We start from the raw sequence: 20,853 nt of genomic DNA, 5'->3' as shown, positions 1-20,853 counted from the left end.
CCATTCCTATTATAATATGATCCCTTTAATTGTACAAATGATCTGCCGCATATTCCGCATAAAAAATCGCATCGGCGTTCAAAGCTTTGTGATATACTATCCATATTTCATCCATCAAAGGAGTCGTTGACATGTCGTCAAGTGAATCACTTTCGTGGAGACGGTTATTTTCTTTTTTTGTGCCACTTGGCATTTCCGCCTCTCTCGTCACCATTTCTCACGTCATCATAAACAGCACATTAGCACGTTCCGCTCATCCCGAGACGGTTATTGCCAGCTATGCCATCGCCGGTAGCTTGTTAACCCTCACGGAACGCCCCTCCACCCTGCTGCGGCAAACCTGTTCCGCACTGGTTCGCGATCGCCTTTCCTTTCAGGCCCTCACGTTTGTGACCAAAATATTTCTTGCCTGTGTGCTTCTCATTGGGTTTCTCATCGTATACTCTCCCGTTGGTACCGGGGTGTTCAAATACTTGTTTGGTGTAAGTCCGGATCTGCTGACCAAAGTCATCGACGTATATGAAATTCTCATGTATGTGAGTATCTTTTCAGTGATCCGCAACATCTATCAGGGGATCATCATTACGAATAACCGCACCAAGTGGTTAACCATCGGCATGGTATTCCGTTTAGCCGGCATGTACGGCCTATCCCTCTATTTCATATACACAGACAGCATTGACAGTGGACGTGTAGGCGCTATCATTTTTGCTGCTGGCATGATGATTGAAGCGCTCGTCAGCTTTCTGGAGGGAAACAGCATCAAGCGCAAGATGCCAGCCAAGCTTGAGGATCATCCCGTCGAGAGCAAGGGAGACGTATTTCGCTTTTATAAGCCACTGCTGTTATCCAGCTTTGTAGCGCTGTTCATAGGACCGGTTATTAACATCGTACTTGGCAAAACGACCGGGATCGCACTAGCCATTTCATCCTTTGCCATAGCAAGCAGTCTGATGCAGTTGATGCTAAGCTTCTTTACATACATCCATCAGATCGTGCTGAATTTCTACCTTGTGGATGCCAAACTGGTACGAAAATTCGCACTTGTCACCGGATTTATTCCGTTTGCGATGATGGTGTCGATTGCCTATACCCCCTTGGGACCATGGGTACTTGAAAATGTCATGAGCGTTCAGGGCGAACTGTTGGAACAAAGTCTGTGGACACTGCGTGCGTTTGTCTTATTTCCGCTGATCTTCCCTTTTCTGGATTTCAGCAATGGCCTCATTCTGCTTCGCGGTCAGACAAAAACGATGTTTCGTTCGCAAACGGCGAATGCAATCTGCACGGTAATTGTGCTGCTTATACTGGTTAGTATTTTCCCTGCGTGGAACGGCATGATTGGAGCTATTGCCCAATCCCTTGGCCTGCTCGCCGAACTTGTCATTGTCTGGCTTGTCATCCGGCGCACGAAGCAAGAACCTACGATGTCTGTGCCGAAAGCCCGTAAATCAACATCCCTGAAAGGGTAATAAAATCATTGAATTGTTATCAAGATTGGAGTCTCTCATCATGAAATTAAGTCACAACGCCCGCCCGGATCAGAACTGGCTGCGGGCTCTCATGTTCACCATCTTTGGTTCCACCGTTCTGGTGGTATCCTACTTCCAGCTTTACTTCAGTCATCTGGGCTTCAGTCGGGCTGAGATTGGATATCTCTACGGAATTGGCCCCCTCATCTCTGTGTTCTCCAATATGTTCTGGAGCATGGCCAGCGACCGCTACCAAACGGTACGCAAAGTAATGATCATTCTGCTTGGTGGTCAATTGATCACAGGGATCATGCTTGCCAACGCGACAACTTTCGGTCAGGTATTTGTACTCGTGACTTTGTTTTACTTTTTCTATTATCCGGTCTATCCACTCTCCGATACGATGGCTATTACAACGGCCAGCAAGTACGGCCGAAATTTCACTTCCATTCGAGTCTTCGGATCGATCGGTTATGCCTTCTTTGCATTAAGTATCGGGTATTTCCTTGGATCTTTCGGTCCAGGATGGACGATATGGCTTTGCGTCGGTCTTGCTGCCACTACATTATTGATCAGTTTTCAATTGAAGGATCAACCTTCAGGGAATAGTAGCAAAATGGATCTATCGGGGTTATGGGCTATTCTGAAACGCAGAGATGTGCTCACCTTTTTTGGCTGTGTATTTTTGCTTGCCATGGGACATCGCATGAACGAAGCATTTCTTACCATCACGCTAAAAGATCTGGGTGCCAGCGAGGGGCTGATCGGCTGGTCTTTGCTGATCTCTTCCGTAAGTGAAATTCCCATTTTCCTGCTGCTTAGCAAGTATGGAAACCGTTATAAGGAACTGCCACTAATCGCTTTTGCTGCACTGATGTATACAGTTCGTTTGCTTCTTATGTCCATATCCGATACACCTGCAGCTGTCGTTGCCATTCAGACGATGCATAGTGTTACCTTTGGTATTTTCTACGTTACGGCGGTCCGCTACATCATTCGCCTAGTTCCGGACGGCTACAGAGCAACGGGTATGGCTTTGTTCACCATTGTCTGGTCCAGTGCTTCGGGACTTCTTAGTGGAACGTTGGGCGGACTGCTGCTGGAACATGCAGGCAGACAAACCTTCTATCTCACCGCTATGGCTTTCTCCCTGGCTGCATTGATCGGTTTCGGATTGAAGTTATGGTCCAGCATGACCAATCGTGTATCCTGAAACCACAGGGAAACATACTCCATATTCAACCGATATTTACACTGGAAATTTTAGAATCAAAAAAAGCACAGCCTCCCATGGGGGACTGTGCTTAGGTTCTAATATTCAGCTATAAATTTATCATATATAAGAAGTCCGTTGACCGGAAAAATTCTTACAGTTTGTTTACGTTAGCTGCTTGAGGACCACGGTTTCCATCAGTAATTTCGAATTCTACCGCTTGACCTTCTTCCAATGTTTTGAAGCCGTCTCCTTGGATTGCGGAGAAATGTACGAATACGTCCTCGCCGCCTTCAACTGAAATAAAGCCATAGCCTTTTTCTGCGTTAAACCATTTAACTGTACCTTTCAAATGAAAAACCTCCTAAAAATATCGCCATCTATGGCGAATACCCTTATTATACTGTATGGGCTTCCATTTTGCAATTTATCTTTCCATAAATGTCGAAAAAATTTGCTTTGAATCGTAGGGTACGGTATCATTTTACCAAAACCGTTAGTTTGGAGACTACCTATGATAAAAAAACATGAAATATACAAAACAGACAAGTGGAATATGATGACCGTAGAAGTTCAAGGCAAATATCTCGTACTGCGAGAAATTTCGGAAGAGTGGGGCGAAGAATGCCATACTTTCCTTAGCCGTCCTGCATTAATGCACTGGGCTGAACGCCGTTTCCCAAAAGCAGATTTTGAGAACCGTGAGGATGAATGGCGTCAATTGATGGCTGCCTTCAAAGGGGTCTAACCCATGCAGCTTGACTCAAGCAATGTCGTCATCTTTATTATCCTTGCCTTCTCCCTTGGTATTGTGCTTATTCTGGGACGGAATTCCATCCCGGATCGACTGAGACGGGGAATGGCTCTTATTGCTACACTGCTCATTTGTTTTGCCTTTTTCCTGATCGTTTATTTTCTGTATAACATGGGAACCTAATAACGGGGACCCAGATATTCAAATATTTCAACGTGCCTAAGGTCATACTATACGAGATTATTCGTATCGTAAGGAGGAAGGCCGTTGAAATACCAGAAATCGCTATCTGTTATCCTGGTACTTAGTCTGATTCCTTCGTCTCTCTCCGCACACGCGAGTGCGACGAAGGCAGCTTCGTCCATACATTCATCAGATCATCAAAGGAGGATTTCCATGAGTCAATTATTGAAACGTTCCGAGGTACCGGCTGAACATAGCTGGAAACTGGAAGATTTATTTGCCGATCAGAAAGCCTGGGATCAGGAATATGAAGAAGTATCGTCTTTGACCAAGAAGGCCTCCGAATTCCAAGGCAAACTGAATCAACCTGATGTACTCAAATCTTGCTTCGAATTTGAAGATGAGATCAGCCTCAAAATAGAACGCCTCTTTGTGTACGCACGTATGCATCAAGATGAAGACACAGCAAATCCTACATATCAAAACCTGTCCCAAAAAGCCCAGAAATTAGGCGTACGGGTTGGTGAAGCACTTTCTTTTGTCACACCGGAGATTCTTTCCCTGCCAGATGACCAGTTGGATGCATTTATTGCGAACGAAAAACTCTCTGCTTATACATTTACGCTGGAAGAGATGAAACGCGAAAAAGCCCACGTTCTTAGCCAAGCAGAAGAGGCTTTGCTTGCACAGGTAGGCAACCTTTCACAAGCACCACAGACAATCTTTAGCATGCTGAATAATGCTGATCTCAAGTTCCCCCGAATCAAGGATGAACATGGTAACGAAGTTGAGCTGACACACGGTAGCTACATTCAGTTCCTGGAGAATCCTAATCGTGAAGTTCGCGAACGCGCCTTCAAAGCGGTATATGAAACCTATGCCAAACAGAAGAACACAATAGCTGCAGCCTTGAATGCAAATGTCACCAAAAATATGTTCTATGCTAATGTTCGGAAGTACCCTTCCGTGATGGAAATGTCCTTATACGGAGATAACATCCCAACGGATGTGTATACCAATCTGGTAGACACCATTCACGAGAGCCTTCCGTTATTGCATCGTTATATGGACCTGCGCAAAAAGTTGCTGGGTGTGGATCAATTGCACATGTACGATCTGTTCGCTCCACTCGTAGACGAATACAAAATGGACATTACCTATGAGGAAGCGAAACAAACGGTCAAAGACGGTCTGAAACCACTCGGCAAGGATTATGCTGACGCATTGCAGACTGGATATGATAACCGCTGGATCGATATATATGAGAATGAAAATAAACGTTCAGGCGCATATGCCTGGGGCGCTTACGGCACTCACCCGTATGTCTTGTTGAATCACAAAGATAACCTGAACAGCATGTTCACACTCGCACATGAAATGGGTCACGCTCTGCATTCACATTACTCGGATACAACACTTCCGTATCGTGATGCCCAGTACACCATCTTCCTGGCTGAGGTTGCATCCACAACCAACGAAGCGTTGCTGATGGATTATCTGCTTAACAAATCAACAGATCCAAAGGAAAAATTGTATCTGTTGACCTATTATGCCGACCAATTCCGTACAACGGTATTCCGTCAGACCATGTTTGCTGAATTCGAGAAAATCATTCATGAACGTGCGGAACAAGGTGACGCATTAACACCACAATTGTTATCCGAGATCTATTATGATCTGAACGTTAAATATCACGGAAAAGGCATGGCTGTCGACAAAGAAATTGAAATGGAATGGGCTCGTATTCCCCACTTCTATAACAGCTTCTACGTTTACAAATATGCTACAGGCTTCTCCGCAGCGACAAGCTTTTCCAAGCAAATCTTGGAAGAAGGCCAACCGGCTGTTGACCGTTATCTTGGCTTCCTGAAGAGCGGTGGCAGTGATTACTCCATCAACATTTTGAAAAAAGCAGGTGTGGATATGTCTACACCACAGCCAATTCGTGAAGCTATGAGTGTGTTCAAGGAATTGATTGAACAGATGGAGCAACTAACCAAATAAGGTTGTCTATCCATGTGACCTGCATCCCTTGCCCGTTTGGGCAGGGGATTTTATCATCATTGCAAGATGCAACCTACCCGAATATGGGTAATGCATATCTAGTTCTCAATTGTTCAACAAGGAGGCAACACCATGAAAATGCAATGGGCACTCATAGCAGGTCTTGTTTTTGCACTGCTCACGGGAATCTTTGCGGTCATTAATGTGGATTCCGTACAAGTCAACCTGTTATTTAACACGGTACAAATCCCTCTGATCTTGCTCATTCTCGGCTGTACCCTGATCGGTGGAATTATTGTAGGGTCATATGGCATCTATCGCCAATACAGACTGCAACGTGAAAATAAACAACTGAAATTGCGTGTATCTGAATTGGAAAGTTCCGCGACAAGCAAATCTACATTGGATTCTTTCAATTCGATGGATTCGATTGACTCAAATAAATCCGATAGTCTTTTGGAGAAGGATTCGATCCAGAGTCAGCGAAAAGAAAACCCTACGGGAACACTGTAACCAATCAGAGACAGCCTGCTGGCGAGTCAGGAATGGTAGTATCACATTCTCTCCCCCAGACAGGCTGTATTTTGTTTCACACCATACCCACGATCCGAGGAGGAAATTACACAATGAGTTTTACAATTGATGAATCATACGTTCTGTCTTTTCTGAAAAAATTGCTGGACACACCAAGTCCAAGTGGTTACACACATCATATTATCGAGATGATCTGGAAGGAAGCAGCAGCACTGGGCATCGCCTGTGAGCTGAATAACAAGGGCGGTGCGGTGCTTACATTGCCCGGACAGGATTCGTCCAAGACAATCGCTTTAAGCGCCCATGTGGATACGCTAGGGGCCATGGTACGCTCGGTTACATCCTATGGCACATTGAAGCTCACCTCTGTCGGTGGATTTTCCATGCAAAGTATCGAAAACGAATATTGCAGCATCCATACTCGGGATGGAAAGACATACACAGGCACCATTCTCTCCCTTCATCCGTCTGTCCACGTCTATCCGGATGCACGCACATTTGAACGGACTGAGAGCCATATGGAAGTTCGAATCGATGAAGTTGTCTCCTCCAAGGAAGATGTGTTGAAACTCGGGATCTCTGTCGGCGACTTTATCTCCTTTGATGCTCGCGCAGTCATCACGCCGAGTGGTTATATCAAATCACGTCATCTGGACGACAAAGCCAGCGTAGCTGCCCTCTTTGGCATCCTTGAGTCTGCACATCGTGAAGGTTGGCAACCATTACATAACGTCTCTCTGCTTATCTCGAACTATGAAGAAGTTGGACATGGCGCATCGTATATCCCTGCGGAAATCAGTGAAATGATCGCTGTAGACATGGGAGCCATGGGCGATGACCTGAGCTGTAAAGAAACTGACGTTTCCATATGTGCCAAAGATTCTTCTGGCCCGTATGACTACGATATGACCAGTCGTCTCATTGAACTGGCCAAACAGGATGGGATGGATTACGTCGTGGACATTTATCCCCACTATGGCTCAGATGGCAGTGCAGCATTACGGGGAGGAAACAATATCCGAGCAGCACTGATCGGTCCGGGGGTTCACGCATCTCATTCCATGGAGCGTACGCATAAGGATGCTGTACTGAATACGGCACGATTGCTCGCAGCCTACATTACAACCAAGTAAAACAGAATCATTGATCGACGAAATTGTCATGGATAACAACCACATGTTCGTCTAAGCAGAAGGCCCCTTCCAAGCACAGCAATTCGGTGTGCTTGGAAGGGGCCTTTGTTGTCATATCTCTTAATCTGCCTGTTCCACATATGCATGATATTTACGATCCAATATCTCTAACTCTGCCTTATGGTCATGTATTTCATTTCTTAACACATGCATGGTCTTCCTAACCGCGCTTAGTCCATCCTTCACCTGACGTTCGGCTTTGCGAATTTTGTCCTGAACCATCCAGTCCACAAAGAGGTTATCGAAGAAATAGTCTGCGAATGAAAGCAGACCTCCCAGATGCAGATCCGCGTGTACAGCCATCTCTACATCCTCCAGTTCCTTCTGAAAACGTCGTAGACGCTTACCTGCATCCATGATGGCGACCTGAGCGTCATCCATTCGTCCTCGCTTGATATGCGTGGAGATGACCCCACCGCCCATCATGTCATATACGCCCCAATTACCTGCCGAAGACAAAGCCTTCTCGGCACGTTCAAGGGCATCAACCAGATACTCTCCCTCCCGGAAAGCTTCATCCAGTTCCTGTAGCTCGCTCGCCAGATGTTCCCGATTCTCAGCCATCTGTTGCAATTCCGCATCCTGGTCCAGCAGTCGACCTTCCTTCTTCCCCCACAGAGCGTTGTAATCGCTTTTCCAGTACTGATACTGCCGTTGACCCTCCAACTCCTGCTCCACATGGATTCGTTGCTCCTGTACGTCTTGTAACATGCGACAAGCGGTGTCGTATGCAGCCTTGCTCTCCATGAGTTCGAGCTCTTCCTTCTCCAGACGTTCCGTCTTTTTGCCAATCAGTTGATAGAAAAATGCTGACAATGTCATGCTGTTCAATCGCTCAACGTCCTTCTGCTCCTTCTGGAGATGCTCCAGACGACGTTTTACCTTTGCTTCCCATTCAGTTTCCTCCGTTTGAAGCTTCTCCAAACGTTTGGTCCATTTCTCGTAAATTCTCCCCTTTTCCTTGAGCACTGCCAACTGTTGATTAATTTCCTTATACATAAGTGCGGTGTTCTCTCCCTTCTATGGAATTCTTTACTTATAAAACGTAATGAGCATACAGAACGTTTCACTTTAATGCGCAATTCACAGACAAAAAAATCGCCCTTTTCTCCAATGCGACATAAAGTCACTATAGAAGAAAGGGCGATGTTTAGTTATAAATCAAGACTTGCTCTGTTCAATCTGCTCTGCAAGTTCATTCAGAACGGTCCAGCGTTCCATCAATTCGTCCAGATGGCGCTCAGCCTCAGCTTGCTCAGCCATCAACTCCTGCAGACGGGCAGAATCACTAAATGACTCTTCTATCTCTTTGTTAATCCGGACGAGATTGGCTTCAGCCTTCTCAATATTTTCATCAATCTGGTCGTATTCACGTTGCTCCTTGAAGCTGAATTTCAACTTCGGTTTAGCCGCTGACACAGCAGGCGTCGTTTTATCTGATGACTGCTTCACCTTCGCTGCTCCTGTATCACTCTCTTGATTAGCTCCAGGCGCATTTTTCAGCATCCATTCTGCATATTCACTGTAGTCGCCGACGTGTACACGTACAGCACCATTGCCCTCAAAAGACAGCACTTTATCCACAGTACGATCAAGGAAATAGCGATCATGGGATACCACAAAAACAACACCCGGAAAATCATCCAGATAGTCTTCAAGTACAGCGAGTGTCTGGATGTCCAGATCATTCGTCGGCTCATCCAGGAGCAATACATTCGGCGCAGCCATCAGCACACGCAGCAGATACAGGCGACGCTTCTCTCCACCAGACAGACGGGAGATTGGCGTCCACTGGGAAGCCGGGGTAAACAGGAAGCGCTCCAGCATCTGGGATGCTGTAATCAGAGAGCCATCGGCCGTTTTCACATTCTCGGCCACTTCCTTGATGTACTCAATCACACGAAGTGATTCATCCATCTCTTGATGTTCCTGTGTGAAATAACCCAGATTGACTGTAGGGCCGACGTCAACCACTCCAGCATCGGGTTCCAACTTGCCAGATATCATCTGTAACAGCGTGGACTTACCACTACCATTCGGTCCGACAATGCCTACCCGATCACCAGGTACGGCAATATAACTCAGATCTTCGATCAGTGTGCGACCACCGACGGATTTGGAAAGATGCTCGATCTCCAGTATCTTTTTACCCAAACGAGTGGAACCGACCGATACTTCCAATGAGCCCGAGCGCTGGATTCCTTGTTGATCTTTGAGTTGTTCGAAGCGATCAATTCTCGCTTTTTGTTTCGTTGTGCGTGCCTTGGCACCGCGACGAATCCACGCAAGCTCCGTCCGAAGCAGGTTCTTACGCTTCTGTTCAGAAGAAGCTTCACGTTCTTCCCGCTCCGCCTTCAGTTCCAGGAAACGTGTATAGTTGGCTTCATATCGGAACAAACGACCATGATCCAATTCAAGCATGACATTCGCCACACGATCCAGGAAATACCGATCATGCGTAATCATAAGCAGTGCGCCGCGGCGCTTCTGCAAGTACTGCTCGAGCCATACTACCGAGTCATTATCAATATGGTTCGTTGGCTCATCCAGAATGAGCAGTTCACAAGGATGAATCAGCGCAGCCGCTAGCGCTACCCTTTTGCGTTGTCCACCCGACAATGTGCCCATCAGTGCATCGAATTGACGAATACCCAATTTGGACAAAATGCTCTTCGCTTCACTCTCCATCTGCCAGAGTTGAAGCTGCTCCATTTGCTGATTCAAACGTAATAGTCGCTCTTGCAACGCGGGATCAGATGACTTGAGCTCCAATAACTCCATCGTTTCTGTATATTCACGCACGGTTTTCATTTCCATGCTGTCACCTTCGAATACTTGTTGCAGTACCGTATTATCCGGATTGAAGTCCGGATTTTGCGCCAGAAACTGAATGCGTACATCATTACTGATGGAGATCTGTCCCGCATCTGCAGGTTCCATACCAGAAATCACACGCAAAAACGTGGATTTTCCAGTTCCATTTACCCCAACGACACCAATCTTGTCCTGATCAGCCATACCAAATGAAGCGTCCTTGAACAATATTTTCTCGCCATAACTTTTTGCAATTTGTTCTACCGTCATTATGTTCATTGCGCGTACCCACTTCTCTGTAAAATAGAATTCAATATTACTCGTACCCACACAAGCACTTACGTTTTCAAAAAAGACCGACACCCGTCCAGAAATAATGCTGCTGAGAAGGCAATTCGTTTGTTCAGATCTTCTTCGTTGAACTCTGGATTAAGCATAATATCCATCTTCAGACGATCCAGAATCCCAATGTACGATTTGGCTAATAAGACTGGCTCAGGTACACTTGCACTTTCCAGCACCTCGCACACCATGCTCATATATTGATTCATAAATTCTTTCATAAATTGCATCAGATCCGGATCATTATTAGGTGCCATAAAAAAGAGCTTGGTATGATTGCGACGCTCATAATAATACGTAAGGTGGGTCTTGGCTATTGCGCCAAGTTTATCACCTGTGTTCTCATGCGAGTTCAAAGCATATTCAAGACGACTGATAAAACTGTTACAGTCACGCTTGGATACTGCTACAAATAATTGTTCCTTACTTTTGAAATATAAATAAATGGTGCCTTTTGCGATGCCAGCTTCGTCTGCAATATCAGACATCTTCGTCTCATAAAAACCCTTCGAGCCAAAGATACCATAGGCTGCATCCAAAATAGCCTCCGATTTGTCTCCATGTACAGTGTTCAAATGTTACTCCCTCCTACAACGCCAAAATGTTACCCAATCCAATCGCCACACATCCGCCAATGACCGAGCTAAGCACGTTCACCAGGTCGTTACTCATCCATGACCAGCCACGAGCCCGAACCGTTGGATGCCCGCAATGTTCATGCACCTCAACTTCACGACCACACACGGTACAACGATACATCATCTGCACCGTTGCGCCCAGATAGGAATCGGCAAAAGCACCTGCCAATCCGCCTACAAGGCCAACAAAAGTCCAACTAAGCAGCCCAAGCCCTTCTACCCCGGCGATCCAGGAAAAGAAAAATGCTCCCGCACCAATCAGAGCCCCGCCTACAGCTGCAGCCAGGGTACCCAGAAGTGAAACGCCTCCTGAGGCACCTGGAGTAAGTACCTTCCACGTGAGAACAGAGCGCGGCGGCTTACGACTGAGACTCCCGAGTTCGGTTGCCCATGTATCCGATGTAACGGTAGCCATTACGCCAATGAAAGCATATATCCATGCCGGATGTGGAAATATCCAGTATCCCAGACACAGGAACATGCCCATCCCACCATTAGCCATCACTTGTCCGGCATCCCGATTTCCTGACTTGGCATAGGATTTCTCCAGCTCCTGCTTCCGATCTTTACGAAACCTGGAGAGCAACGTTGAAGTGATGAAAAACAACAATAACGTGCCAAACCAGAACAGGTTACCCGCTCCGTAATATATCGTTCCCATCATAATTGCTGCCAGGCAGCCAGACAGGGTTAGCGACTTTTTCGCATAGGCAGCACCTGCCACCATAGAAGCGCATACGGCGCCAATAATCCAATCCATAATGTCTCCTGCATGCAGCGTATACACAGTCCGCATGACGTTTATTGTATTTTTGAAACTCAATTATACCACGGTTTGATGTCAATGCCGAAACTCCAGAGGCCAGCACACAAAAAACCTGTTTTGGCCTCGTGTAGAAGTGCCAAAACAGGTTATTGATCAAACGTTAAAACAAGATAACTTCCCTTTTCAAGTTACGTCTGGAATTCGGTGTTCCCAGGTTCTGTTTCAGACCCGCTTCGCTCCTCCAATGACCCCATATCGGTAGAGTACTCTGCGACCAAACCAGTTGAACAATCGATCCGTCAGGAATCCCATAAAACCCAGGGAAATCAGCCCGACAAAAATCCAATCTGTTCGGAAAAAGAGTCTGGAATTCCAGATTAAGTAACCCACTCCCTCATTCGAGGCAATCATCTCAGCACCGATTATGGCCATATACGAGGTTCCCATCGCCAGTCGCACACCCGTGAAGATATACGGGGTTGTCGCCGGCACAATCACATGCAGCAGAATCTGCCGTTCATTGGCTCCCATACTGCGGGCCGACCGGATTTTGTCTTCTTCAACGGAGAGTACACCTGTCAGTGTATTCAACACAACAATGAAGAAGGTTGCGTACATAATGAGCGCGATCTTGGATTGCTCACCAATTCCGAACCACACCAGAAATAAGGTAATAAAGGCGATCGGCGGGATAAAACGTATAAAGTTAAGGAACGGTTCCGCGAACAGCCGGATGAGATGAACTTTGCCAATAATCAGCCCTACCGGAATAGCAATGATACTTCCGAGTACCCAGCCCGCCAGTACACGAGTGAAGCTGATTCCGATATACTCCATCAGCGTACCGTCAGCAATCAGTTCGCGTGCTCCCAGGATCGTGTGCCACGGACCAGGGATTACGTCAGGCCCATAGATAAGGGCACCAAGCTGCCAGATTAAGATGACCGTTACCCATAGAAGCGGGATAGACACCCATTTTTTCTCCAACCATTTCATTTACATATCACCTCAATTATTCTTCAAAATGGCCTTGAATTCGGTCATACAGGGTGTTGAACTCAGACGAGGCGATGTTCCTCGGGTAAGGTAACGTGTTGTGGTAAATATCCGTGATATTCGAAGATGGACCTACAGACATAATGCCTATGCGCTCCCCAAGCAATAACGCCTCCTGAATATCGTGTGTGACAAAGATAACAGTTTTATGTGTTTCTTTCCAAATATTCACAAGTTCCTTCTGCATGGTTCGTCTCGTCATGGCGTCCAGCGCACCGAATGGCTCATCCATCAGCAAGATCGCTGAGTCATTCGCAAGTACGCGGGCCAATTGAACACGCTGCTTCATACCACCTGATAGCTCTTTCGGAAATTTCCCCTCATGAGCACTCAGTCCCACAAGCTGGATGTATCGATCAGAGATCTCACGTCGTTGTGTCTTGGGCACCTTGGACATTCGAAGTCCGAATTCAACATTTTCCCTCACGGTTAGCCATGGAAAGAGAGAAGAATCCGCCTGCTGGAACACCATCGCCCGATCCCTGCCCGGTCTGTCGATCTCCTTGTTGTCTACCTTGAGCTGTCCGCCCGACTTGGAAATAAAACCCGCGATCATGTTCAGCAGCGTTGACTTCCCGCAACCACTGGGACCAAGCAGGACAAAGAACTCTCCTCCCTTGATAACCAGATCGACATCCTTAATGATATAATGCACATCCCCATTGGTCGGGGCATGATACGTTTTCCGAAGCTGTTCAATATGAATGGTATGCTCAGTTGCAGGTAAGGACATAACGGACACCTCCCATTTCATTTCAATAAGAATTATTTACTGTATGTCACTTTTTCCGGCAGAGCCTGTTGGAGAGAAGTCAAGTCGAGTTTGGTGTCGAGATCAAAATCCTGTTCGATGATTCCGGTGTCCACCATATATTGCTTCTGACCTGCCAAACTATCATAAGCAGCCTGCGTAAATCCAACTTCCCATGGATTGATCGGAAGGTCTTTCAACGTGGCATCTTTAGGCTGTTTGGTCTCTTGATACATCAGATCCGCAACTTCTTCAGGATGCGCTTGAGCATACGTGGATGCTTCATCCAGCGCCGCAAGGAAGTCACTTATCTTTTCAGGGTTTGCCTGGATGAATTCATTATTCGATACCAGTCCCATACCAAGGCGTATAGGGGTCTGAGACATATCCGTCAGCTGATGTACTCCTTCGAGTGCATCGAATTTATCGGTTAACGCGGAACCTATAACCCAAGCGGCATCAAGGTCTCCCTGTTTCAGTGCGATGTAGGCTTCATCAAAAGCCCCCTGACCAATTTGCGTCACATCACTCAGCGCCACTCCCTGATCTTTCAAATATTCATCCCATAGATACGGAATAAATGTGCCTCGAATGAAACTCACTTTCTTGCCCTTCAAATCCGCTCCACTCTGAATATCCTCTCTTGCATACAGCTTCCAGGCGGCTGCCGCTTCATCCGTAGTCTGACCTGCGGAAGCGACGACTGAATATTCCCCTTTAGCCAAAGCATTTAATACAGGGAAGTCCGCCCCGTACGCAATATCTACCTGTTTGATAAATAGTGCATTTACACCTTCAGCCGGTGAGCCAAACGTAATACTCTCTGCATCAATGCCCCGTTTTTCAAAGAAACCTTTGGCAATGGCTACCCTGAACGTTGGGTTCGTACTTGTATCTGCAATTCGAATTTTTACATTATCGGTATTCTTGCCGGTAGCGTCTTTTGCTCCAGATCCTGCTGCGTTTGAACTGCATCCGGATAATAGGAGTGCCGTAGCCAGGAATAATATCAATACGCCTGTAATTATGGATGGTTTTCTCACAATATACACCCCATTCGATCTAGTCATGATTCTTGACGCTTAACTGCCCGACTTGCCTTCATCCGACGTTGCCACACAGGCTGCACCCTCCACAAATGGAAGAGTTGTTTCTACGCTCACGATGGATGCAGAACCTTTGGGTGCTGCTCCCGGGACCCTGTAGGTGGAGACATCAATGGCTTCGATGGCAACTTCCTGCGGTTTCTCCAACTGTGGAACCCACTGATAAGGAACTCGATATGAGCGATAGACCATATTGGTATTCCGCCCATCCGTGTACGGGGAGACATACTCCCAGACCAGCTCATGCTCCGCTGTGACTTCGAACAATCGGCCATTGGAACCTTCGGTTATCAGGGTGTTGCCGTTAGGTAAACGCTGGGCGGAACTGATGTATGGGCTATAAAATTTATAAGAATCCGTCGGAACCGAGAAACCTGCTTCTGCCGAGGTATACTGCCAGACAATCTCCAGGGTGACCGGGTTAATCTCCAGTACACGGGAGTGATCCCGAATCGCATGTTTCAATCCAAATGGAGAAGCCGGATTTGGGAGGCCGTAACCTGCCCAGCCGCCATTGTCGAATACGAGCAAGTTGCCTTCTCCCGGTAGACCTTGGGGAATGATATGTGCATGATGCTGTCCGATAATTGTGCCAATGTGTTTCGCTTCAGTTGAAGCATAGTCTGGCCCTAGTCTCCACACGATCTTTCCACTCTGTCTGTCCGTAATGGCAATTATATTGGCCTCTCTGGCATCCCAGATAATATTGTCGGGGTGGAACCGTTCGTCTCCTTCTTCATAGAAACGGTTGGGTCCGACATAAGAGGCAGAATTAATATGTAACCAGTCACCGACGCCACCGCCCAGATGACCGAAAGAACGTGTATTCGGATCACGGAACAGGACATTTCGAGCAGCTTCATCAAAACCTAATTCTTCAAAGTGCTCGTTAGGCAGCCACTCCCAGATTACCTTCCCCTCCCAATCCACTTCGATAATGGCGTCATCAAGTAATGGCTTATCTGAAATTTGAGGATTACTCACATTTTTGTGTGCCAGGATGAGCGTTTTACCACTCTTCGCCTTCGGCGCAAGGCCAGGTGCATAGTAACCTACCGGATTACCCTCACGCTGATAATCATGATGCTGGCGGGCATACCATAGTGGCTCATACCCCGGATCTTCAATATGTTCGTAGCTATTGTATTTCCATACAATGTTGCCGTCCCAATCCACTTGCACCAGATCGACATTGTCCTGAATACCGAACTTCGGATCTCTCCGACCCGTGCTGCCCAGCACGTAGCCGCCAGGTAATATTTTGGCCGGAAAACCTAACAATCCTTTCCACAGGTGGACCTCCTTTCCATTCATATCGATCAATACTACGCCTTCCTCACCTGCCTGATAAACGGTATAACCGCCCCAAGCCTTATCCGGATTGTATAACGTTGCTCCAGTTGGATATATCGTTGAGTGTCCCATTGATCATCTCTCCCCTAGAATGTTTGTGGTATATCAAATGTCGTTACTTTGACCCAACCTCAATAACTGAGATAGTTACTCTTCCCGGTACTGTCCTGCTGCTTCTGCTCAAGGTTACTTGTCGAGGACCGATCATGTTCTTGTATCCCGTTGTTCTCCGCCAATTCCAGCACCGCGTCCGAGAACCCCTCCAGATTCGCTACTACCCGCTCGTAGAATTGACTTTGCTGCTCCAGTTCCTCACTCGTAAAACCCTCAAACAGAAGCGTGATACATCGGGCACCGATGTTGCTGTTTCTCGCATACATCTCCCGCCCGCTTGATGTGATATCCAGTAAAACCGTCCGGCGGTCGTCTTCCTTTCGTCTGCGGATGGTGAGTCCCTTTTTCTCCAACTTATCGGTCAGAGCTGTAATGGCACCCGATGTAAAGTCCAACTGTTCTGCCAGATCTCCAAGCCGCTGTTCTCCCTCACGAATGATTTTGTGCAGGATAAGCATGCCTGGCAGGCTGATACCTTCTACAGAGATGCGATCCCGCTCTTTGACGAATCGTCTGACCATTTTGCGAAATAACCAATCCGTCCGCTCCAACGCTTCCCAGTCTCTATCGCTCATTCCATAACCTCCTTGTTCGTTTGAAGCTTCAATAAAGATACGAAAAAAGGCCCCCGAGGACATTCCTTAGAGGAGTAGTCCCGGGAGCCTTTGGTGGTCCAATCAGCTCAATGCAGTTTTCAGTTCAAATTAGTTCACTGTTCATTTAATGAGTATTAAAATAATTGAGATTATCATATAACCAACTAACCCAACCTGTCAAGTGTGAATTATATTAATGATCTTTTCTTTTTGCAGCCATTCTCCGCTAGGTTGAAATTACTTATCCTGTTTTAAGTTTCACTTCAGGTTTCCCGTTTACACTATTCTCAGATCGAAACATGAACAAATACACTTACGACAAGCTACGATTCAGTTCGTACTCAACTACAGAAATGAGGATTATCCATATGAATATGAAAAGAGTCATTATTATAGGCACAATGATTGTCACCATGTCCTTCGCTGGAACAGCCTGGGGCCAGTCTGCCATCTCTCCCATACCTACTGCTAAATGGTCCATCGTTGACTTGGACACTCGTGAGGGAAGCAGCGACGAGCTGCTCAGCGCTCTGAATCAGCCTTCAGAAGCAGATCTGTATCAGGAGCTGTACAACGGAAAATCACTGAGGACAATTACGGAAGAAAATAACGGGAATTTGGATGAGGTCATTGCTATACAAGTAAGACAACTCAAAGAGCAGTTGGATGAACGGCTCGCAAGTGGAAGTATCAGTTCGGAGCAACATGCTGCACAACATGCTGAACTGGAAGAGTTGGTCACACAGAGCGCAAATACAGCATACAGCTTGGCGTAAATTAGTAGCGTTAGCGTATCCGTACAATGAAGGTATAAACATATATCCACGATAACAAAGCAAAAAGGAGCGTATTCACGCCCCTTTCTTGTAACCTATTCATCTCAAGCAGGTTGATGTGTAATCCTTATTGCGCTGCCCCAATCTTGCAGGCACCCAAGGATTCGCCGTCCCATGCCAGTTCGAGCACATCTCCTGCTTGTGTTGGTCCAACACCTTCAGGTGTTCCTGTAAAAATGACATCGCCCGGCCCCAGGCCGTAATGGTGACCTACATAATCCACAATATCCTGTAAACTGAAGATCATATTACGAATGTTACCACGCTGGACTTCCTCACCATTTTTGGTCAATGTAAAGTCTTTTTCCAGTAATGCTGCCGCACCCGGGAATGCCTGAAATGCAGTAACCGGAGCGGAATTTTTGAACCCTTTGGCCGCCGTCCACGGGTGGCCCTTTTTCTTAATCACGGTCTGTACATCACGTAACGTAAAATCAATACCAAACCCATACGCATCCACCAGTTCATCTACCGCCATACCTGGCTCAAAATTCCGGCCGATTTGAACGACCAATTCAGCTTCATAGTGAACTTCACCCTTGGTAGCAGGCAATTCAAGCGTTTCGCCATTCAGGGGCACGACTGCATGAGAAGGTTTCATAAAGATCATTGGCTCATCCGGAACCGCGTTACCCAATTCTTCCGCGTGAAGTTTATAATTGCGTCCTACACAGTATACATTGCGAATGTTAGTCAACATGGGTATATTACCACCTTTATCGGATTCATTAGTGCATATAGGAAAGTTAGGGTCTGAAAAATCGGCTGCTCGTCTCCTGAAATGCCAGCTCCCATACGTCAGGACGGTTCGTACATAACATGAGTTCTGGATCAACCGCCGCCAGTTTCTTCATAATGGTCTTGTCATCCACTGTCCAAGCCATCACCCGAATGCCTGCACTCCGCATCTCGTTCATTAAGGATTTATCTACATTGGTGTATCCAATCGAGAGGAATGTACAATTCATCTTCCGCAGGGCGGTTAACAGATCGCCTGGTCGTGCATCGATAATCAGCCCCGTCTGGATCTCCGGTGCAAGTTTCTTCACTTCGATCAGAGCGGCTGGTTCAAATGAAGTAATCACAACATCATTTTGCATATGTCTTTTTCTCACTTCATGTACAACAGCCGCAGGCAGACCCGGGTACATGTCTCCCTGCGTTTTCAGTTCAATGTTCAAACGCACTCTGCCGCACGAGCGATCTAACAATTCACTTAGCGCCGGAATCCGTTCGCCTTTGTAAGACTTATTTTTCCATGCTCCGGCATCCAGACGTTGCAGATCAGCCCAATCGGTTTCCCGAACCAGGCCCTTGCCATTCGTCGTGCGATCCACTGTAAAATCATGAATAACCACTGGCACACCATCACGCGACAACTGCACATCCAGCTCCATCCACTGAACTTCAGGCCGCTCCATGGCCATCAGGAATGCAGCCATCGTATTCTCTGGTGCAATAGAAGAAAATCCACGGTGCGCTACACAAAGGTTGTTCATTCGATTCCCTCCTCAAAAAGGTTTTTAATTAGGTGAAGCGACCCCATTCCCATCATATCGAATACCCGGGGAGAGCTTAGCCATCTGTTCCAACAGCAGTTTGTTCGCCTCATCGATCATCGGAATGGCCTGACCAAGCCCAGCCTCATAAGGGATAACTTTCATGCTGCAAGCTGCATCTTGACTACAGCGAGCCTGAAATACCGCCGTTTTCCAAGTCTCTTCGGTTGTTGATCTGGAGAAAATGAAATTTCCCGTACTGTATGCAATCCACTTCCCCTTATAGTACTCCAACCCTTGCAACACATGAGGATGACCACCTATGACCAGATCAGCGCCAGCATCTACAAACTCATGAGCCAATCGGGTCTGGTCACTATTCGGAGTACTTACACGTTCCTCTCCCCAGTGTGCAACCACGATCACCAGATCAGCCTTCTTACGGGCCTCCTGGATCGCTTTGACTGCTCCTGTGGAATCGTAGGCTTCAGCCACGCCAGCCCGATTGCCTTCAGCCTTCCAACTCGTTTCCGGTACAACGCGGGAGAACCCAAGCAATGCAATCTTCATGCCTTTGCGTTCCAGATATGCTGGTGCATAGGCCTCATCCCTGTTCATACCTGCCCCGGTGTGAGCTATGCCATATTCCTTGAGATAAGTTAACGTATCCACCAAGCCCTCTACGCCCTGATCCAAAATATGATTGTTAGCCAAATTGACAGCATCAAAACCGGCTGAAGCCATTGCCGCCAATGCTTTGGGCGATGATTTGTAGACATAGGTTTTATCAGCTGCACTGGTACCACCATGAGTTATTGGTGTCTCCAGGTTACCGATGGTAAGATCATCATCCTTGAATAATCTGCCGAGTTTGGCAAAGGGATAGTCATAACCGTTCTTATCCAGCAACTCAGCAACTTTGCCCGAGAATTGAATATCACCAACAAAGTTAATCGTGACATCCTTCGCTGAATTGGAAGGTTTCGACGTCCCTGATTCCTGATCCACACCTGCATTTCCCTTGGTGCTGGATGGTGTCGAAGTTGCTACAGGTTTTTTCGTTCCGGATTCTGCTTTCTCACTATTGGTATTGCCTGAAGTGTCAGGTGTCGCTACTCCAGATGTCTTATCTGCATCCGCTGTTGTCTCTTCATCCGTAGCTTCGTGTTCTTCTTCCGAATTCTCATCGGATTCCGAGTCTGGAGAAGTTACTTGATCGCCGCCTTTGGCATCGTCTCCAATGGAAGGCTGATCCTGATCGACGATTTCTTGTTTCACCGGCTGGTCTGCCTGTTGCTGACGTGTATCAATGACATAAAAAATGCCCACCAGACCAATTGCAATGATCAATACAATATTAACTGTCCAGATGATTGTGATTGTATTGCGGGTGCGTTTACTACCTTTTTTCTTCTTTACGCTTCGCTCTGATCTTGGGGGATACATAAGCAACTCCTCTTCTTCTTCACAGCCATACATACCATTATATCAGGCATATTCTGGATTTCCATCATTCGTTGGAACTGTATCGATTGAAAGGGTATGAACTCAGTTAGCTTCCAGATCTTCACATAAAAAAAGCCATCTCTCCAGTAGATAATTCTACGTTTGAGACAGCACTCTTGCTGT

General features: G+C 46.7%; 21 protein-coding genes. 8 read left to right on the top strand and 13 right to left on the bottom strand.

From position 1 onward, the window contains the following. Positions 1 to 131 precede the first annotated feature (131 nt). Positions 132 to 1,472 (top strand): multi antimicrobial extrusion protein MatE, encoded by a 1,341-nt coding sequence (locus tag NST33_RS09980; protein WP_221823355.1) that lies wholly within the window; start codon positions 132 to 134, stop codon positions 1,470 to 1,472. Positions 1,473 to 1,512: 40 nt separating this feature from the next. After that, a complete protein-coding gene (locus NST33_RS09975) occupies positions 1,513 to 2,685 on the top strand; it encodes an MFS transporter (RefSeq protein ID WP_221823353.1) in 1,173 nt (390 codons plus the stop codon). 154 nt (positions 2,686 to 2,839) lie between these two features. Here NST33_RS09975 and NST33_RS09970 read toward each other — a convergent pair whose 3' ends face one another. Continuing rightward, positions 2,840 to 3,037, bottom strand: coding sequence for a cold shock domain-containing protein (locus NST33_RS09970; RefSeq protein WP_017689394.1), 198 nt, complete (start codon positions 3,035 to 3,037; stop codon positions 2,840 to 2,842). A 162-nt stretch (positions 3,038 to 3,199) separates the two neighbouring features. Between NST33_RS09970 and NST33_RS09965 the strand changes: the two genes are divergently transcribed. From NST33_RS09965 to NST33_RS09945, 5 genes are all read left to right on the top strand, one after another. Continuing rightward, a complete protein-coding gene (locus NST33_RS09965; RefSeq protein WP_017689395.1) occupies positions 3,200 to 3,433 on the top strand; it encodes a hypothetical protein in 234 nt (77 codons plus the stop codon). A gap of 3 nt (positions 3,434 to 3,436) precedes the next feature. Next, positions 3,437 to 3,622, top strand: a complete 186-nt coding sequence (locus tag NST33_RS09960) for a hypothetical protein (protein ID WP_047842378.1) — start codon at positions 3,437 to 3,439, stop codon at positions 3,620 to 3,622. A gap of 213 nt (positions 3,623 to 3,835) precedes the next feature. After that, entirely contained in the window at positions 3,836 to 5,626 is a 1,791-nt protein-coding gene (gene pepF, locus NST33_RS09955) for an oligoendopeptidase F (protein ID WP_221823351.1), read from the top strand. Positions 5,627 to 5,758: 132 nt separating this feature from the next. Beyond that, a complete protein-coding gene (locus NST33_RS09950; protein WP_221823349.1) occupies positions 5,759 to 6,139 on the top strand; it encodes a lipopolysaccharide assembly protein LapA domain-containing protein in 381 nt (126 codons plus the stop codon). A 113-nt stretch (positions 6,140 to 6,252) separates the two neighbouring features. After that, positions 6,253 to 7,293: a M42 family metallopeptidase gene (locus NST33_RS09945; RefSeq protein WP_221823347.1), complete on the top strand. Its 1,041-nt coding sequence runs from the start codon at positions 6,253 to 6,255 to the stop codon at positions 7,291 to 7,293. 120 nt (positions 7,294 to 7,413) lie between these two features. On the opposite strand, the gene NST33_RS09940 is transcribed toward NST33_RS09945, so the two are convergent. The 9 genes from NST33_RS09940 to NST33_RS09900 all read right to left on the bottom strand — a co-directional run bounded on the left by NST33_RS09940 (position 7,414) and on the right by NST33_RS09900 (position 16,868). After that, a complete protein-coding gene (locus NST33_RS09940; RefSeq protein WP_221823346.1) occupies positions 7,414 to 8,352 on the bottom strand; it encodes a hypothetical protein in 939 nt (312 codons plus the stop codon). Between the two features lie 162 nt (positions 8,353 to 8,514). Next, positions 8,515 to 10,446 (bottom strand): ABC-F family ATP-binding cassette domain-containing protein, encoded by a 1,932-nt coding sequence (locus tag NST33_RS09935; RefSeq protein WP_339307772.1) that lies wholly within the window; start codon positions 10,444 to 10,446, stop codon positions 8,515 to 8,517. 59 nt (positions 10,447 to 10,505) lie between these two features. Next, entirely contained in the window at positions 10,506 to 11,084 is a 579-nt protein-coding gene (locus tag NST33_RS09930) for a TetR/AcrR family transcriptional regulator (protein ID WP_221823344.1), read from the bottom strand. A 13-nt stretch (positions 11,085 to 11,097) separates the two neighbouring features. Then, the gene (locus NST33_RS09925) at positions 11,098 to 11,907 is read right to left on the bottom strand and encodes a DUF92 domain-containing protein (protein WP_339308661.1); all 810 of its coding nucleotides are present in this window, start codon (positions 11,905 to 11,907) and stop codon (positions 11,098 to 11,100) included. A 228-nt stretch (positions 11,908 to 12,135) separates the two neighbouring features. Continuing rightward, positions 12,136 to 12,909 carry an ABC transporter permease gene (locus tag NST33_RS09920; RefSeq protein WP_074094444.1) on the bottom strand — a complete coding sequence of 258 codons (774 nt, stop codon included), beginning with the start codon at positions 12,907 to 12,909 and terminating at the stop codon, positions 12,136 to 12,138. Between the two features lie 16 nt (positions 12,910 to 12,925). Then, the gene (locus NST33_RS09915; protein WP_221823342.1) at positions 12,926 to 13,702 is read right to left on the bottom strand and encodes an ABC transporter ATP-binding protein; all 777 of its coding nucleotides are present in this window, start codon (positions 13,700 to 13,702) and stop codon (positions 12,926 to 12,928) included. A gap of 32 nt (positions 13,703 to 13,734) precedes the next feature. Further along, positions 13,735 to 14,763 carry an ABC transporter substrate-binding protein gene (locus NST33_RS09910; protein ID WP_313771488.1) on the bottom strand — a complete coding sequence of 343 codons (1,029 nt, stop codon included), beginning with the start codon at positions 14,761 to 14,763 and terminating at the stop codon, positions 13,735 to 13,737. 39 nt (positions 14,764 to 14,802) lie between these two features. Beyond that, entirely contained in the window at positions 14,803 to 16,251 is a 1,449-nt protein-coding gene (locus tag NST33_RS09905; protein ID WP_221823338.1) for an aryl-sulfate sulfotransferase, read from the bottom strand. A gap of 59 nt (positions 16,252 to 16,310) precedes the next feature. Next, a complete protein-coding gene (locus NST33_RS09900) occupies positions 16,311 to 16,868 on the bottom strand; it encodes a MarR family transcriptional regulator (protein WP_221823336.1) in 558 nt (185 codons plus the stop codon). Between the two features lie 389 nt (positions 16,869 to 17,257). On the opposite strand from NST33_RS09900, the gene NST33_RS09895 reads away from it, so the two are divergent. Next, the gene (locus tag NST33_RS09895) at positions 17,258 to 17,665 is read left to right on the top strand and encodes a hypothetical protein (RefSeq protein ID WP_221823334.1); all 408 of its coding nucleotides are present in this window, start codon (positions 17,258 to 17,260) and stop codon (positions 17,663 to 17,665) included. A 127-nt stretch (positions 17,666 to 17,792) separates the two neighbouring features. Here NST33_RS09895 and NST33_RS09890 read toward each other — a convergent pair whose 3' ends face one another. The 3 genes from NST33_RS09890 to NST33_RS09880 are packed head-to-tail and all read right to left on the bottom strand — an operon-like array spanning position 17,793 to position 20,670. Then, entirely contained in the window at positions 17,793 to 18,425 is a 633-nt protein-coding gene (locus NST33_RS09890) for a fumarylacetoacetate hydrolase family protein (RefSeq protein WP_221823332.1), read from the bottom strand. Positions 18,426 to 18,471: 46 nt separating this feature from the next. Beyond that, entirely contained in the window at positions 18,472 to 19,224 is a 753-nt protein-coding gene (locus NST33_RS09885) for a glycerophosphodiester phosphodiesterase family protein (protein WP_221823330.1), read from the bottom strand. Between the two features lie 24 nt (positions 19,225 to 19,248). Then, positions 19,249 to 20,670, bottom strand: coding sequence for a CapA family protein (locus NST33_RS09880; protein ID WP_221823328.1), 1,422 nt, complete (start codon positions 20,668 to 20,670; stop codon positions 19,249 to 19,251). Positions 20,671 to 20,853: the final 183 nt, after the last annotated feature.

This window comes from Paenibacillus sp. FSL L8-0435 (assembly GCF_037965655.1).
GTDB lineage: Bacteria > Bacillota > Bacilli > Paenibacillales > Paenibacillaceae > Paenibacillus.
This window is presented reverse-complemented; position numbering and strand designations above follow the sequence as displayed.

Excerpts from the sequence above, each read along its gene's own strand:
- NST33_RS09945 (WP_221823347.1), top strand. The coding sequence starts at position 6,253 with ATGAGTTTTACAATTGATGAATCATACGTTCTGTCTTTTCTGAAAAAA.
- NST33_RS09900 (WP_221823336.1), bottom strand. The coding sequence starts at position 16,868 with ATGAGCGATAGAGACTGGGAAGCGTTGGAGCGGACGGATTGGTTATTT.
- NST33_RS09935 (WP_339307772.1), bottom strand. The coding sequence starts at position 10,446 with ATGAACATAATGACGGTAGAACAAATTGCAAAAAGTTATGGCGAGAAA.
- NST33_RS09915 (WP_221823342.1), bottom strand. The coding sequence starts at position 13,702 with ATGTCCTTACCTGCAACTGAGCATACCATTCATATTGAACAGCTTCGG.
- NST33_RS09980 (WP_221823355.1), top strand. The coding sequence starts at position 132 with ATGTCGTCAAGTGAATCACTTTCGTGGAGACGGTTATTTTCTTTTTTT.
- NST33_RS09960 (WP_047842378.1), top strand. The coding sequence starts at position 3,437 with ATGCAGCTTGACTCAAGCAATGTCGTCATCTTTATTATCCTTGCCTTC.
- NST33_RS09940 (WP_221823346.1), bottom strand. The coding sequence starts at position 8,352 with ATGTATAAGGAAATTAATCAACAGTTGGCAGTGCTCAAGGAAAAGGGG.
- NST33_RS09925 (WP_339308661.1), bottom strand. The coding sequence starts at position 11,907 with ATGGATTGGATTATTGGCGCCGTATGCGCTTCTATGGTGGCAGGTGCT.
- NST33_RS09885 (WP_221823330.1), bottom strand. The coding sequence starts at position 19,224 with ATGAACAACCTTTGTGTAGCGCACCGTGGATTTTCTTCTATTGCACCA.
- NST33_RS09975 (WP_221823353.1), top strand. The coding sequence starts at position 1,513 with ATGAAATTAAGTCACAACGCCCGCCCGGATCAGAACTGGCTGCGGGCT.
- NST33_RS09920 (WP_074094444.1), bottom strand. The coding sequence starts at position 12,909 with ATGAAATGGTTGGAGAAAAAATGGGTGTCTATCCCGCTTCTATGGGTA.
- NST33_RS09905 (WP_221823338.1), bottom strand. The coding sequence starts at position 16,251 with ATGGGACACTCAACGATATATCCAACTGGAGCAACGTTATACAATCCG.
- NST33_RS09965 (WP_017689395.1), top strand. The coding sequence starts at position 3,200 with ATGATAAAAAAACATGAAATATACAAAACAGACAAGTGGAATATGATG.
- NST33_RS09950 (WP_221823349.1), top strand. The coding sequence starts at position 5,759 with ATGAAAATGCAATGGGCACTCATAGCAGGTCTTGTTTTTGCACTGCTC.
- NST33_RS09890 (WP_221823332.1), bottom strand. The coding sequence starts at position 18,425 with ATGTTGACTAACATTCGCAATGTATACTGTGTAGGACGCAATTATAAA.
- NST33_RS09895 (WP_221823334.1), top strand. The coding sequence starts at position 17,258 with ATGAATATGAAAAGAGTCATTATTATAGGCACAATGATTGTCACCATG.
- NST33_RS09880 (WP_221823328.1), bottom strand. The coding sequence starts at position 20,670 with ATGTATCCCCCAAGATCAGAGCGAAGCGTAAAGAAGAAAAAAGGTAGT.
- pepF (WP_221823351.1), top strand. The coding sequence starts at position 3,836 with ATGAGTCAATTATTGAAACGTTCCGAGGTACCGGCTGAACATAGCTGG.